The sequence below is a fragment of the Phaeobacter sp. CECT 5382 genome, from assembly GCF_001457775.1.
Taxonomy (GTDB): domain Bacteria; phylum Pseudomonadota; class Alphaproteobacteria; order Rhodobacterales; family Rhodobacteraceae; genus Pseudophaeobacter.
Map to the genome: position 1 here is coordinate 25,772 of NZ_CYSG01000020.1, position 14,088 is coordinate 39,859.

The 14,088-nt window shown below is 58.0% G+C and carries 13 protein-coding genes and 1 pseudogene; 2 read left to right on the plus strand and 12 right to left on the minus strand.

Going from position 1 to position 14,088, the window contains the following annotated elements:
* Nucleotides 1–31: 31 nt before the first annotated feature.
* The 7 genes from ccmB to yajC form a co-directional block, all read right to left on the minus strand.
* Entirely contained in the window at nucleotides 32–688 is a 657-nt protein-coding gene (gene ccmB / locus PH5382_RS16505; protein ID WP_058335499.1) for a heme exporter protein CcmB, read from the minus strand.
* Nucleotides 685–1,299, minus strand: a complete 615-nt coding sequence (gene ccmA, locus PH5382_RS16510) for a heme ABC exporter ATP-binding protein CcmA (RefSeq protein ID WP_058335500.1) — start codon at nucleotides 1,297–1,299, stop codon at nucleotides 685–687. Before ccmA ends, ccmB begins: the two co-directional genes overlap by 4 nt.
* Nucleotides 1,300–1,448: 149 nt before the next feature.
* Nucleotides 1,449–1,802, minus strand: a complete 354-nt coding sequence (locus tag PH5382_RS16515; protein WP_058335501.1) for an Mth938-like domain-containing protein — start codon at nucleotides 1,800–1,802, stop codon at nucleotides 1,449–1,451.
* 35 nt (nucleotides 1,803–1,837) lie between these two features.
* Nucleotides 1,838–2,602 (minus strand): TSUP family transporter, encoded by a 765-nt coding sequence (locus tag PH5382_RS16520; RefSeq protein ID WP_058335502.1) that lies wholly within the window; start codon nucleotides 2,600–2,602, stop codon nucleotides 1,838–1,840.
* Nucleotides 2,595–3,563, minus strand: coding sequence for a protein translocase subunit SecF (secF, locus tag PH5382_RS16525; protein WP_058335503.1), 969 nt, complete (start codon nucleotides 3,561–3,563; stop codon nucleotides 2,595–2,597). The genes PH5382_RS16520 and secF overlap by 8 nt, the downstream gene beginning before the upstream one ends.
* 2 nt (nucleotides 3,564–3,565) lie before the next feature.
* On the minus strand, nucleotides 3,566–5,227 hold the full coding sequence (gene secD, locus PH5382_RS16530; protein ID WP_058335504.1) for a protein translocase subunit SecD: 1,662 nt from the start codon (nucleotides 5,225–5,227) through the stop codon (nucleotides 3,566–3,568).
* A 33-nt stretch (nucleotides 5,228–5,260) separates the two neighbouring features.
* On the minus strand, nucleotides 5,261–5,539 hold the full coding sequence (gene yajC, locus PH5382_RS16535; RefSeq protein ID WP_058335505.1) for a preprotein translocase subunit YajC: 279 nt from the start codon (nucleotides 5,537–5,539) through the stop codon (nucleotides 5,261–5,263).
* Nucleotides 5,540–5,851: 312 nt separating this feature from the next.
* Here yajC and PH5382_RS19545 point away from each other — a divergent pair.
* Both PH5382_RS19545 and serS read left to right on the plus strand, forming a co-directional pair.
* Nucleotides 5,852–6,655, plus strand: a pseudogene (locus PH5382_RS19545) (IS5 family transposase); the annotation flags it as partial.
* Between the two features lie 252 nt (nucleotides 6,656–6,907).
* Nucleotides 6,908–8,200: a serine--tRNA ligase gene (gene serS, locus PH5382_RS16550; protein ID WP_058335506.1), complete on the plus strand. Its 1,293-nt coding sequence runs from the start codon at nucleotides 6,908–6,910 to the stop codon at nucleotides 8,198–8,200.
* Nucleotides 8,201–8,353: 153 nt separating this feature from the next.
* On the opposite strand, the gene PH5382_RS16555 is transcribed toward serS, so the two are convergent.
* From PH5382_RS16555 to PH5382_RS16575, 5 genes are all read right to left on the minus strand, one after another.
* A complete protein-coding gene (locus tag PH5382_RS16555; RefSeq protein WP_058335507.1) occupies nucleotides 8,354–9,040 on the minus strand; it encodes a helix-hairpin-helix domain-containing protein in 687 nt (228 codons plus the stop codon).
* Nucleotides 9,041–9,107: 67 nt separating this feature from the next.
* Entirely contained in the window at nucleotides 9,108–10,061 is a 954-nt protein-coding gene (locus tag PH5382_RS16560; RefSeq protein ID WP_058335508.1) for a fatty acid desaturase, read from the minus strand.
* Nucleotides 10,062–10,442: 381 nt separating this feature from the next.
* Nucleotides 10,443–11,912 (minus strand): ribosome biogenesis GTPase Der, encoded by a 1,470-nt coding sequence (der, locus tag PH5382_RS16565; protein ID WP_058335509.1) that lies wholly within the window; start codon nucleotides 11,910–11,912, stop codon nucleotides 10,443–10,445.
* A gap of 73 nt (nucleotides 11,913–11,985) precedes the next feature.
* Nucleotides 11,986–13,308 carry a PQQ-like beta-propeller repeat protein gene (locus PH5382_RS16570; RefSeq protein WP_058335510.1) on the minus strand — a complete coding sequence of 441 codons (1,323 nt, stop codon included), beginning with the start codon at nucleotides 13,306–13,308 and terminating at the stop codon, nucleotides 11,986–11,988.
* 53 nt (nucleotides 13,309–13,361) lie between these two features.
* A complete protein-coding gene (locus PH5382_RS16575) occupies nucleotides 13,362–14,033 on the minus strand; it encodes a hypothetical protein (RefSeq protein WP_058335511.1) in 672 nt (223 codons plus the stop codon).
* Nucleotides 14,034–14,088: the final 55 nt, after the last annotated feature.

A 14,088-nucleotide genomic window follows, 5' to 3' on the forward strand; every position in this document is an offset into this window, starting at 1 on the left:
CTCTCGTTCCCGATTGTGGTTACTTATATAGCTAGCGCAGATTGATACGCAAAACGGCGGCGCTGGCAAAGGGCATCAGCGCAATAACAGCGGCGGAAATCCCCGCCAGCATCAACAAAGGTGTCTCGACCCCCATGCCCAAAGCCCCACGACGGGCAGCTTCGGCGCCAAAAATCAGGGTCGGCACATAAAGTGGCATCACCAACAGTGACAAGAGCAAACCGCCCCGTTTCAGCCCCACCGTCAATGCTGCACCAAAGGTTCCGATCACCGACAGCGCAGGCGTGCCCAAAAGCAGCGAGATCACAACCCATTTGAAACCCTCGACAGGCAGGTTCAGCAACACGCCCAGCAAAGGCGCGGCCAGAACCAGCGGCAGGCCGGTGGTGATCCAATGGGCCAGCGCCTTGACGCTGACAACAGCTTCCAGCGGCAGCGGCGCTGTGGCCAGCAGATCAAGCGATCCATCCTCCCAGTCCAGCGCCAGCAAACGATCCAGCGACAACAGGCAGGACAGCAACGCGCCGAGCCATAGCACGCCGGGCGCTATGCGCGACAACAGGTCGGATTCAGGTCCGACCGAAAAAGGCACCATCACCGTCACGATCAGGAAAAACGCAAGCCCTAGGCCAAAGCCGCCCCCTGCCCGCACTGCAAGGCGCAGATCCCGCATCAACAGCGCAATCACAGGAAACCTCCGTCGAAATCATCCAGGGCCAGTGGCTTTGCTTTATACGGCCCCACATCCAGAACATCCGCATCCAAGCCAAGGTCGATATGAGTGGCGATCAGCGCCGCGCCGCCCGTTGCCAGATGGCCGCGTACGGCATCGGCAAACAAGGCAACAGAGTCGCGGTCAAGGCTCACCGTAGGTTCATCCATCACCCAAATGGCACGCCCGGTGACCAGCATCCGTGAAAGGCCCAAGCGTCGTTTCTGCCCCGCAGACAAAGCGCCGGCCGGACGGTCGCGCAATTGAGTCAGATTATAGGCTTCAAGGGCGGGCTCAATCGAAGCTGCGCCAAAGACACTGGCCCAAAACGCCAGGTTTTCTGCCACTGTCAGAGCCGGTTTCAAACCATCGGAATGGGCTGCATAGGCGATCTGCTCGTCACCACCGGCAATCACGCCAGCCAGCGGCGGCTGCAAGCCTGCAATGCAGCGCAACAGCGTCGTCTTGCCGATCCCATTGGGTCCGCGCAGGATCAGCGCCCGCCCCGCAGGAAGGCTGAAACTGATCCCCTCCAGCACCGGCAAACCGCCGCGAGAGACCTTCAGATCTGATACATTCAGTGACATGAATACCGGCTTATCTCATTGCTTGGGCGCAGAAAAGCTGCAAGTTACGCGCGCTGCCTTGCGGTAGGTCAAATCTGCTCCAGAATTCATGTTTTTGCGGCTCAGTCGACTATACTCAGGATCTCTCGCTCCGGAGTGTTTCTCGGCAATCAGGTCGGCAAAGCGGCAAGAGCAATCCGACGTCCTTCGGACAGCAGCACGTTATATGTCCGGCAGGCGGCGGGTGAATTCATCACCTCAACGCCCAGACCAGCCGTCTCCAGCGCCTGACGCAGATCGGCAGGGATATGACAGATTTCAGCACCTGTCCCGATAAAGACCACATCCATCTTTCCTGCCAGCTGCAACAGGGCTTCGCGGTCATCGAAACCGTTCCAGAGCTGTGTCCCTGCACCACTGGTCAGAATACCGCCCTGCTGCACCTCACCGGCAATCCGAAAGAACCCGGGGCCGTAGCCATCCACAGGTTTTGCATCCGTAAATGTCACTTCGTTAAGGCGCATGGGAAAGTCCTTTTGCGTATTTACGTAACCCGCTTTTAGTCAAACAGCGGCAGTCCGATCAAGACCGCAAGGCCAATCACCGAATATGAGGCCAGACGATACAGCCGTTCCAGACGGGGATCAAACAGCGCCTTACCGATCAGGGTGGTGACCAGATAAGGACCAGCCAGCAACACGGCCACCGATAGCGTTTGCCAGTTGGCGACCCCGTCAAACACCAGATTGGTTACGATCACCAAATCCAGCAGCGCCAGAAACACGATGGTGTTGGCCCGGACCTTTGATACATCGCGCGCATTGGCCAGATAAAACACGATGACCGCAGGCCCCGTCAGCCCGGTCATGCCACCAATGGTCCCAGCCGTGCCGCCAATCGCAAAACGCCCGCGCCAGCCAAGACGTCCCTGCCAGCGCCAGCCCGTCACCACCGCCAAAAGCGTCAGGCCGATTATGCCGGACAGGATCCAGCGCAGAGTCAGCGCATCCAGTTGCGCCATCAGCCACAATCCAAACGGCACTGCCACGCTTGCGGCGATCGCCAAGGCGCCGACTTCGGCCTTGTCAGCAATCTTCCAGGCGGATGGAAACAGCGCTGCGGTAGAGATCAAACCGGTGGCAGCCATCAAGAACACCACATCCGCCGTTGGCAAAAACTGCGTGCCAATGGGCACAAAGATCATCGCAGTGCCAAAACCAGTGAAGCCGCGGACAAGTCCTGCGGCTCCTATTGTTATCATCATCCAGAAAAGGCCCGGCACTGCCATGGCCCCTTCCAGTGCAAGGATCAGTGCATCAAGCATCAATGTTGGAGAATTGATTGCCTGCTGTGTTGGCCTGTTTGCTCCAATCGCGTTTGACGCCAAGGCGCAGCAGAATGGTCGAGGCTACAAAGATCGACGAATACGTCCCCACAATCACGCCCCAGATCATCGCAAAGACAAAGCCACGGATCACGTCGCCACCCAGAACATAGAGAGAAATCAGCGCCAGCAGCGTGGTGACAGAGGTCATCACCGTCCGGCTAAGCGTTTCGTTGATCGACAGGTTCAGAACCTCACCGAGATCCTTTTTCTTGTAGCGACGCAGGTTTTCACGCACTCGGTCAAACACAACCACGGTATCGTTCAACGAATAGCCAACGATTGTCAGCAGGGCCGCGATAATGGCCAGATCAAACTTGATCTGCAGCACCGCAAAAATGCCAATGGTCAGCACCACGTCGTGCACCAGAGCCGCCACGGCACCAAGTGCAAACTGCCACTCGAACCGCAACCAGATATAGATCAGGACGGCACCGATCGCCAGCACCACCGCCAGGATCGCGGTTTGCACCAGCTCACCCGAAACCTTGGGGCCTACGGATTCAACCGACACGAACTTTATGCCAGGTGCCACCACATCCAGGGTGGTGCGCAGTGTTTCGATGACCTCTCCCGAGATCGCTTCACCGTCGGCCTGCGCCTGAATGCGGATCATCGCCACGTGCTGGTCTTCGTCGAAATTGGGGTCAAACACCTCGGTGATCGAGATATCCCCTAGCCCCAAAGGTGCTATCACATCGCGATAGCTACCAACATCAATCGCCGAGGAGCTTTCGGTTCGCACCGTGGTGCCGCCTCGGAAGTCGATGCCGAAGTTCAGACCTTGCAGGCCAAATGACGCAAGGCTCAGCACCATAAGCAGTGCGGAAACCCCAACCCAGACTTTCCATTTGCTGAAAAAGTCGAATGAGGTTTCCTGAGGAACTAGTCTAAGCCGCATGATTACACCTCAATCTGTTTTGGACGACGACGCTCAAACCACATCACAATTATCAGGCGGGTGACAAAGATCGCGGTAAACACCGAGGTCATGATGCCAAGCCCCAGCGTGATCGCAAAACCGCGCACCGGGCCAGAGCCCATAGCGAACAGGATCACAGCTGTGATGAAAGTGGTGACATTGGCGTCCAGAATGGCGCTCAGCGCCTTGGAATAGCCTTCGTCGATAGCACGCGCGGGACCGCGCCCTGCCTTCAGCTCTTCGCGGATCCGTTCAAAGATCAGCACATTGGCGTCGACTGCCATACCAACCGTCAACACGATACCCGCAATCCCCGGCAGGGTCAGGGTCGCACCGATGAGGCTGAGAAAACCAAAGATCAGCGCCACGTTCAGGATCAGCGCTACATTGGCAAAGATGCCAAACAGACCATAGCTCAGAGCCATAAAGACCAGCACGCCGACAAAGGCGACGATGGTCGCGATCTTGCCAGCATCAATGCTGTCTTGGCCAAGCTCTGGCCCGATAGTGCGCTCTTCGAGGAACTCCAGCCCTGCAGGCAGGGCACCGGCGCGCAACAGGATCGCCAGATTGGTGCTTTCCTCGATGCTGAAATTGCCGGTAATAATGCCGGATCCCCCCGGAATATGAGACTGGATCACCGGGGCCGAGACGACCTCATCATCCAGCACGATCGCGAAAGGGGAACCGATGTTTTCGGCCGTGTAGTCGCCAAACTTGCGTGCGCCCGATGTGTTGAACCGGAAGTTCACCGCAGGCTGACCGTTCTGGTCAAAGGCAGGCTGTGCATCCACCAGTTGTTCACCAGTCACAACCGGCGCGGCCTCTACCGTGTAGAAAGCACCAGGTTCATCCACCGAGGGGATCACCTTGTTGCCAACACCGGCAGCTGCATTAGCGTCAGAGCCACGCCCCACCACAGGGTTAAAGGTCAGCTGCGCGGTGGTGCCGATGATGGCTTTCAGCTCAGAGGCGGAGCCAATGCCCGGCACTTGGATCAGGATCCGGTCGGCGCCCTGACGCTGAATGGTTGGTTCCCGCGTGCCGACCTCGTCGATGCGGCGGCGCACGATTTCCAGTGACTGGCGCACGGTGCGATCATCTGATGCCAGACGCTCGGCCTCTGAGAGCTCAACCGTGATAATGTCATCGGTACCAGAAACGGAAATATCCGATGCCCCGCCCCCAGTAAGGCTGGTGATCGGATTGGCTAGTCTACGCACCACTTCCAGCGCGCGTTCCATGCCCTCGGGCTTGGTAATCTTCAGGCGAATCTGCCCCTCAGGCGCCTGCTGGCGACGAAAGCTGCCAACTGTCGCCCGTTCCGGGCGCAGTGCATCGCGCACTTCAGGCCACAGCGCATCCATGCGCGCACCGTAGACGTCCTCGACCTGCACCTCGGCCAGCAGATGCGCACCACCACGCAGATCCAGCCCGAGATTGACCAATGAGGACGGCAGATAGGAGGGCCATTGCGCGACCAGCGCCTGCCGTTCCGCCGTGTCACCCTTGGCGATGATTTCCGCGGCGGCGTCATTGGACTGCTCGACGCGGGTGTAAAACCCATTTGGCAGGGCAAGCAAAAGGCCGGTCACACAGACCAGCCAAATGAGAACCCTCTTCCAGAGATCAATTTGCAGCATTGCCCTGCCTTTTCAGTTTGTTAAGGAAGGGTCTTAAGCTGCTGGCTCGGTCTTGCTGAGCACCTGAGCGATAGTGGATTTCACCACACGCACCTTGACGCCTTCGGCCAGCTCAACCTCGACCTCGTTGTCGTCTTTGACCTTGGCAATTTTGCCGATCAGGCCACCCTGGGTCACAACCTGATCACCGCGACGCACATTGGAGACCATATTCTGATGCTCTTTCATCTTTTTCTGCTGCGGACGGATCAGCAGGAAATACATGATCGCAAAGATCAGGATGAGCGGGAGAAACTGGCCAATCTGGTTCATATCCAAGGGGGTCTTCCTTCTGTCTATCCGGCACCCTCTTGGCGAGGTGCCGTTAATTTGCGGCGAACCTATGCGTTGCACCCCAGCATTGCAAGGCAAGCGCAGGCTCTGACCCTGAAAAGCTTGGGAAAAGGCAAAGCTCAGAGGAGGACTTGAGAAGAATACACCAGTAGGGCCAGCCTTGCTTGACCTCTATGGTCAGGACCCATTGATTTCTGTTGAAGGACGTGATTCACGGTTCGAAAACTGAGCGGTGAATCACGTCTGATCTCTTCTGGCTGACGGGATCTCTTCTGGCTGACGGATGTGCAGATGGCACGTCTGCAGCCCTTCTTCCCAAAGTCCCACGGCAAGCCGCGCGTCGATGACCTGCGTGTTTTGAGCGGGATTATCTTCATCAATCGCAATGACTTAAGGTGGCGCGATGCCCCTGACGCCTATGGTCCGCACAAGACGCTCTACAACCGCTGGAAACGGTGGAGCGACAAAGGCATCTTCGCACAGATGATGGTCGGTCTGGCTGCTGATCACGGCGAAGAAAAGACCGTGATGATCCCTCTCGGGACATCACCTGCGTGATGCCCTGCCGGGCAGAGGGCGCTACGTATCTGAAAGCTCACCGTACAGCGACCAGCATGGCCGCGAAAAAGGGGGGCGTGGACGTCTGATCATTGCCCGGCAGGGTATTGCGTAGAAATGTCTTGAAAGGGAGGCCGAACCAAGGGCGGCATGAATACCAAACTGCACGCCATCTGCGACAGCCAGGGACGTCCTCTCAACCTGTTCGTCACAGCAGGACAAGTCAGCGACTACATCGGCGCCGGCGCTTTGGTGAGTAGTTTGCCTACGGTCGAATGGCTGCTCGGGGACCGAGGATACGACGCTGATTGGTTCCGAGAGGCGTTGAAAGACAAAGGGATACGCGCCTGCATCCCGGGTCGGAAGCAACGCAAGAAAACCGTAAATTATGACAAGCGCCGCTACAAACGTCGCAACCGGATCGAAATCATGTTCGGAAGGCTTAAGGATTGGCGGCGTGTGGCGACCCGATACGATAGGTGCCCGAAGGTATTCCTATCAGCAATCGCCCTCGCAGCTCTCGTCATCTACTGGCTATGCGTCCTGACCCTAGTAAAAAAAGCGAAGCGCCTGACCCTGGGTGGGCGTGAAGCGCCCTCCCCTTTTCTGCAAGCAAACCTTTGGTTTGACGGGAGGGTCGGGCGCTGGCCGGTCTACGACCGGCCTTGGCTGAATCAAGCAGGTCCTTCCTACAACAATTTAGGCCTTTTGCCCCTGCCCTCTTTCTCTTTGCCACCCCTTGCGGCATAGGTTCCATAGTGATTCAAAAACCGTCGAGGAGCCGACACCATGCATGACATCCGTGCAATCCGCGAAAATCCTGCTGCTTTTGACGCCGCTTTGGCGCGACGTGGGGATGCGGGCGTGTCGTCAGACATTCTGGCGCTGGACGAGGCGCGTCGCGCCAAGATCCAGCAAGCCGAGGCCGCCCAAGCCGCGCAGAACAAGGCCGCCAAGGAAATTGGTGCCGCCAAGGCCAAAGGCGACAACGAGACCTTTGAGCGCCTGCGCGCCGAGGTTGCCGACAAGAAGAAAGAAGTCGCCGCCCTGCAGGCCGAAGCCAAGGAACTGGACGCAAAGCAGACCGATATGCTGGCCCGTATCGCCAACCTGCCTGCTGACGATGTGCCTGATGGCGCCGATGAAGACGACAATGTCGAAGTGAACCGCTGGGGCACGCCGCGCGCACTGGATTTTGCCCCAAAGGAGCATTTTGAGATCAAAGGCGTTGCCTCCAGCATGGACTTTGAAACGGCCGCCAAAACCTCTGGCGCACGTTTCGTGTTCCTCAAGGGCGGCGTGGCTCGCATCCACCGTGCGCTGGCGCAGTTCATGGTCGACACCCATGTCGATGAAAACGGCCTCACCGAGATGCAGACGCCGGTTCTGGTGCGCGACGAGGCGATGTATGGCACAGATAAGCTGCCCAAATTCGGCGACGACAGCTATCAGACCACCAATGGCTGGTGGCTGGTTCCGACCTCTGAAGTCACCCTGACCTATTCGGTCGCCGGTGATGTGCTCGAAGCCAAAGATCTGCCGATCCGCATGACAGCCCACACCCAGTGCTTCCGCTCGGAAGCCGGCTCGGCTGGGCGCGACACCTCCGGCATGCTGCGCCAGCACCAGTTTGAAAAGGTGGAGATGGTCTCGATCACGCATCCGGACGAAAGCGACAATGAGCAAAAACGCATGCTGCGCTGCGCTGAAGGTCTGCTGGAAAAGCTGGGTGTGCCCTATCGTACAGTGGTGCTGTGCACCGGTGACATGGGTTTTGGCGCGCGCCGCACCTTTGATATCGAGGCCTGGCTGCCTGGTCAGGATGCCTACCGCGAGATTTCTTCTGTCTCGACCACCGGTGCCTTTCAGGCGCGCCGCATGAATGCGCGCTTCCGCCCCGCGGATGGCGAAAAGCCCGAGTTCGTGCATACCCTGAATGGGTCTGGTCTGGCAGTCGGGCGCTGCCTGATTGCAGTTCTGGAAAACGGTCAGCAAGCGGATGGCTCGGTTACTCTCCCCGAAGTCCTTTCCCCCTATCTGGGCGGCAAGCTGACCCTGACAGCCGAAGGTCAGCTGGTCTAACACCGGAAAGCCCTGCCCGCATGCGGCTGGTGCACACAGAGAAGCCGACGCTCCGAAAGGGGCGTCGGCTCTTTCTATTCAGATGGCTCTGTTGAACTGATCAAAGACGGCCCCTCGAGAAACTTCAGGATTTGGCTCAAAGCCGAGACCAGCCTATTTCTTGGCTTTCTTCTTCTTGTCTGCTTTGGGTTTTGACTTCTTGCCCTGCTCCAGACCTTCAAGAATGGCTTTGGCCTTTGCCTTTTCGCGCTCGATCGCGCGCCGTGCCTCTGCCTTGACCTTTTTCGCCTTGGCCTTGGCTTTTTCCTTCGCCCGCGCCACTTCTTCCATCAACTGCTCCGCTTTGCGCAGCGACTTCTTCGCCTTGGCTTTGGCTTTTTCTGCCTTGCTCTCGGCTGCCTTCCTTGCGGTTTCCGCGGCGGCCAGCGCCGCGCTCAACGCCTCCTCCGCTTCGGAAGACAGTTTGGCGACAGGATTCTTGCTCTTGGCAGACTTGGCTGCCGCCTTACCACCGTTTTTCGCGGACGATTTCACCTGGGGCTTTGCAAGTGGTTTTACAGATGGCCTCGGTGATGCGGGTTTGACTGCAGTTTGATCAGCAGCTTTCGCGGCCGCTCCGCCCTTGTCGTCGGAAGCCTTTGCAGTTGATTTCACCTGCGATTTGGAAAAATCATCCGCCGCCTGTTTCAATCCGGCAGCGCGCGCAGCCCCAATGCCGCCAATTTTTTGCAGATCCGCAAGCGAAGCTGCGGCCACCTCTTCTGCAGAGGTCAGCCCATGCGCTTTGAGTGTCGCGGCCAATGCCGGTCCAACGCCGGTCAGTTTGGTGATTTCTGTCATCCCTGCCTTACTCCTGTTGAAATGTCGCGCGCATCATTCAATAGGCAGCAGCATTGCACAGCACGGCTTATGCCGGAAAGGGGACCAGTTGCTTTTTATCCTCATCCCAGAGCTTTAGGGTCACGGCCCGTAGGGCTTCGGGAAATTTGATCCGACGCGGCGCCAGCTCATCCGGCAGATTGTAATGACATTGACGCAGCCGGTAGCTGGGAATGCGTGCGTTGAAATGGTGAATGTCATGCAGGGTGATATTGGCCACGGCAAAATCAAAGAACCAGCCGAAATCCAGACAAGAAGACCCCTGCAGGGCTGCCTCTGCCGGGTTAAGATCAGGCCGTCGGTCCCAATAGGTATCTTCGAAATTATGTTGCAGGTAGACCAGAAAAACTCCGATCATCCCCCCAAGGAGGGAGAAAAGAAACCAGATCATCACCCCTTGCAGACCCGCGACTGAATAGAGAACCCAAAGTAACGCCAATATGGTCAGGTTGTGCAAAAGCACGCCAAATGCGCCAAACTCCCCACTGTTCTTGGGCCAGCGATAGCGGATAAAATAGGTGAAAGCCGCCCCCAATGGCACCAGGATCAGAGGGTTGCGATACAGTCTATAGCCAAGGCGCTGCCAAAAACCCGCATGCTGCCATTCGCGCAGGGTCATGGTATGGATCTCGCCGGTTTCGCGGTGCTCCAGATTGCCGATATTCGCATGGTGCAGGTTGTGGTTCTGCTTCATCACCTCAAACGGAGCAAAGGTAAATGGCGACAAAATATGCCCTGCCCATTCGTTTTGGCGCCGGGTTTCAAACAGGGAATGGTGGCCAGTGTCGTGCTGTAAAACATATAGCCGCACTGCCGCGAAGGCAAAGACCACCCCGGCGGGCAACAGCACATACCAACGATCGGCCTGGGAAATAGCCAGCGCAAGTGCTACAAAATAGACCGCGAATGTACCAAAATAGCTGATCGCTGCCAGCCTGTTATCCTGTCTTGCGTATTGACGCGTGTAGCTTCGCAAATCCATGGGGCCATCCCTAAATGCGCAGTGTAACGCCCTTATAAATCATTCTGGGCGTTCTTAAAAATATGTCCCTCCAGCCAGCGTGCCAACAATCGGTTCTGGCACGATGTACCAGCGTTTGCGGAGCAGTATTTGAGACCTCAAAGAAATGCGACGTCAGAGATCCGCCAGAGGCCCACCTGTGAGGGGTAGAATTAACTTAAAGACAATTCCGCTGATATCAATCAATCAAAGCAAGATTTTTCCAACAGCCCACCACCAAAGATAGAATGCACAAAAAAACATCCTGCGAGTCGCCTCGCAGGATGTTGCTAAAAGTCTTATCAACCGTTCAGCTTTTCTTCATCCACAGCCTGATCGGGAGACATGCGTCAATCCCGGAAATCAGTCCCGGCGCCCAGAAAGATGTTTACGCAGCTTAGAGGGCGGCGCCTTCTTGCGGCCCTTGAAGGGGTTCTTGTCATTCTGGCCGCGCATGGTCAGACGGATCGGAGAGCCCGGCATATCAAAGTCCTGTCGCAGCCCATTCACCAGATAGCGGGTATAGCTGGCCGGAATTTTATCTGGATGCGAACACATGACCACAAAGCCCGGCGGGCGGGTTTTTGCCTGCGTCATATAACGCAGTTTGATCCGCTTGCCCTGAGGTGCCGGCGGCGGGTGCTGTTCCAGCATGCCCGTCAGCCAGCGGTTCAGCGCCGCAGTTGGCACCCGGCGGTTCCAGACATCATAGGCGCGCATAATCGCGTCGTGCAGCCGGTCAAGCCCCTTGCCAGTCTTGGCAGAAACTGTCACCAGCGGTGCCCCACGCAGCTGTGGCAGCAGCCGGGCAAAGCTCTCTTTCAGATCGCGCAGTTTCTCCTGCTTGTTGTCTTCGACGTCCCATTTGTTCACGGCAATTACCACCGCGCGGCCCTCGCGCTCTGCCAGATCGGCGATGCGCAGGTCCTGTTGTTCAAAGGGGATTTCCGCATCCAGCAGGACGACAACGATCTCGGCAAATTTCACCGCGCGCAGACCATCGGACACCGAAAGCTTTTCCAGCTTTTCCTGCACTTTGGCCTTCTTGCGCATCCCGGCGGTGTCAAAGATCCGCATCGGCGTGCCGGACCAGTCGATCTGCAACGAGATTGCATCGCGGGTGATACCGGCCTCAGGACCGGTCAATAGACGATCCTCTCCGAGGATCTTGTTGATCAGGGTTGATTTGCCTGCGTTGGGACGCCCGACCACGGCAACCTGCAGTGGTTTGTCGCGGGTGGGCACCGGCGTATCCGGGACGGTTTCGCCATCCCAGTCGTCATCTTCTTCGAGATCGAGATCCACAACAGGAGAATGATCCACTGCCTCGGCTTCAAATTGATCAGCCAGCGGCACCAGAACTGAATAGAGATCCGGCATGCCTTCGCCGTGTTCACCAGAGAGCCGCAGGGGCTCTCCCAATCCCAGACCATAGGCCTCCAGCACACCGGCCTCGGCGGCGTTGCCTTCTGCCTTGTTGGCCGCCAAGATTACATGCGCGGATTTCCGGCGCAGGATCTCGGCAAACATCTCATCCACTGGTGTCACACCGGTGCGCGCGTCGATCATGAACAGGCAGATATCTGCCATGTCTACGGCGCGTTCGGTCAGGCGCCGCATCCGCCCCTCAAGAGAGTTGTCGGTGGCATCTTCCAGACCCGCTGTATCAACCACCGTAAAGCGCAAATCACCCAGGCGCGCCTCGCCTTCGCGCAGATCACGCGTGACACCAGGCTGGTCGTCGACCAGCGCCAGCTTTTTGCCTACCAGGCGATTGAACAGAGTGGACTTGCCCACATTCGGACGGCCCACGATAGCGAGGGTAAAAGACATCGGACCCAACTTTCAGCGTTTGAGACGCGCCCCATAGCGCATCTACGCGCCCTCGGCCAGAGCCGATTGCGTTTTAGCGGAAGGCGAGCAGGTTCCCCTTGCTCGACACCAGGTAAAGAGTATTGCCAGCAATCACCGGCGCCGCCGTGGCCCCACCGGGCACCTCAATGCTGCGAACCAAGCTGCCATCGGTAGGATTGAACAGGCGCAACAGCCCATCGTTGGACGCGACCAACAGGTTTCCACCTGCCAGAACCGGGCCATAGTGGGCATGTACAGCACCGCGTTTGCCGGGCTTGTCCTTCAGATAGCCGGGCAGATCCACGGCCCAAAGGACCTCACCGCTGTCGGCATTCAGGCGTAACAACTGGTTGCGGTCACTGACCTGAAACAGGCTGCCGCCCGCAGGCCAGACCGGACCAATTGCACCTTCCTGCGCAGTCCAGCGCCGCTCGCCGCTATCGATGTCAAAGGCAACTGTGCGCCCGGAATGATTGCCAACATAGGCATATTTCCCGGCAACCACCGGCGCACCGGTCACATCACTGATCCGCGACAGGGTATTGCCGGTTCGCTGGCCAGCAACAGAAGCGTTCCAGCGGCGCAAGCCTCCGCGGCGGAACGTGGCGACCAGATCGCCTGAACCAAAAGCAAAAATCGCAAGATCATTGGTCACCACCGGAGCAGGGGCGCCCAGAATGTTGGAAGGGCTGGGTGCGCCCTCGATCTGCCAGGCAATACGGCCATCCTTGGTATGGATGGCCCAGCCGGTGTCATCACCAGCAACCAGATAAACCAGCCCGTCACGAACGCGCGGCTCACCCGACCCTGTTGCATCAAGCTCCTGCCGCCAGATCTGTTTACCGCTGGAAGCATCCAATGCGGTCAACACGCCGAAACCGGACGAAATATACAGCACGCCATTGTCATAGGCCATGCCGCCGCCGGTCGCCTGTCCTTCATCATCACGGGCGGGAATCAGATCGCTCTGCCAAAGCAGTTGCCCCTGCTGCGAGACCGCCGAGACCTTGGCGGCGCTATCCAGCGTATAGATGCGGCCATCGGCCACCACGGGGCGGGCCGTGATCCGTTGCCGGCGCCCGTCACCAGACCCGATCGCAGTTGACCAGGCCGGGCTTGGTGCTGCACTCAGCGCCGGATGAGCCGTGCGCTGTTTCGGGTCACCATGCCCCTGCGCCCAGGACGCATTTGCGATCTGCTTGGGCAGTGAAATCGCTACCGACTGGTTCACCACATCGATGTCGCCCTCAGGACGGATCGCTTCGCGCTTGCCTGGCAGGATCACTTCGGGCTCTGTGCAGGCTGATAGCCCAAAAGCCAGTGCCGTGCTGCAGAGCAGGACCCGAACCAAAGAAAAAGAGTTAGCTGCCGTCATTACCCTGCCCCGCAAACCATTGTTTCTTTCCGCATATACTCACTGCGGTTACGTTAACCTTCTGGCGTCGATGCCACATCCAAGGTGCCACCCAGGGCCACAATCACTTGCGAGGCCCGGTCTTTCAAGTCCGCAGTCACAGCTGCAGCCTCAACAATCTCTTTCAGACGCGCAATCGCGGCCTCAGTCTTGCCCTCCTGGACGTCTAACAGTGCCAATTGTTCACTGGCCAGCAAAGCGAGCGGTGCCCCCGGCTGAGCCAGAGCTTCAAACTGCAGGCGACGGTCGGCAATGCTGAGACTATCCTGTTGCAGGCCAAGCGCTTTGAAACTGGCAATGTGGCGATAGATCAGCGGAAGATCCCCGTTGACTGCAACGGCGTTGAGACTGGCCACGGCCGCCTCACGCTCTCCGGCCTTAGCCTGAGCCCCCGCCTGCAACATCGCCAAAATAGCGGCACCGCCTGCGGTTTCTGCTGAAACTGTCGCCAGGGCCTGGGCCCGCGCGGCATCATCATCAGCTGCCAGCGCTGCAATCAGCCCATCCCCCAGTGCCTGTGCAGCAGCTTGTTCCTGCGACTTGCTGTATTCGCGAAAGGCTGCACCGCCGACGATCAGCACCACCGCCAGACCACCAATCCAGCCATAGCGTTTGAGCATCACGAACAGGCGGTCACGGCGCACCTCTTCGGTCACCTCATCAATAAAGCTGTCAGTGTCGCTCATGGTTTTTGCCCCTGAAGTGCTGTCAATTCAACCAAATCGATCGGACTGTGGACCA

Bases quoted from the DNA above. Each gene is read 5' to 3' on its own strand.
- ccmA (WP_058335500.1), bottom strand. From the start codon at position 1,299: ATGTCACTGAATGTATCAGATCTGAAGGTCTCTCGCGGCGGTTTGCCG.
- PH5382_RS16515 (WP_058335501.1), bottom strand. From the start codon at position 1,802: ATGCGCCTTAACGAAGTGACATTTACGGATGCAAAACCTGTGGATGGC.
- PH5382_RS16520 (WP_058335502.1), bottom strand. From the start codon at position 2,602: ATGCTTGATGCACTGATCCTTGCACTGGAAGGGGCCATGGCAGTGCCG.
- secF (WP_058335503.1), bottom strand. From the start codon at position 3,563: ATGCGGCTTAGACTAGTTCCTCAGGAAACCTCATTCGACTTTTTCAGC.
- secD (WP_058335504.1), bottom strand. From the start codon at position 5,227: ATGCTGCAAATTGATCTCTGGAAGAGGGTTCTCATTTGGCTGGTCTGT.
- yajC (WP_058335505.1), bottom strand. From the start codon at position 5,539: ATGAACCAGATTGGCCAGTTTCTCCCGCTCATCCTGATCTTTGCGATC.
- serS (WP_058335506.1), top strand. From the start codon at position 6,908: ATGCATGACATCCGTGCAATCCGCGAAAATCCTGCTGCTTTTGACGCC.
- PH5382_RS16555 (WP_058335507.1), bottom strand. From the start codon at position 9,040: ATGACAGAAATCACCAAACTGACCGGCGTTGGACCGGCATTGGCCGCG.
- PH5382_RS16560 (WP_058335508.1), bottom strand. From the start codon at position 10,061: ATGGATTTGCGAAGCTACACGCGTCAATACGCAAGACAGGATAACAGG.
- der (WP_058335509.1), bottom strand. From the start codon at position 11,912: ATGTCTTTTACCCTCGCTATCGTGGGCCGTCCGAATGTGGGCAAGTCC.
- PH5382_RS16570 (WP_058335510.1), bottom strand. From the start codon at position 13,308: ATGACGGCAGCTAACTCTTTTTCTTTGGTTCGGGTCCTGCTCTGCAGC.
- PH5382_RS16575 (WP_058335511.1), bottom strand. From the start codon at position 14,033: ATGAGCGACACTGACAGCTTTATTGATGAGGTGACCGAAGAGGTGCGC.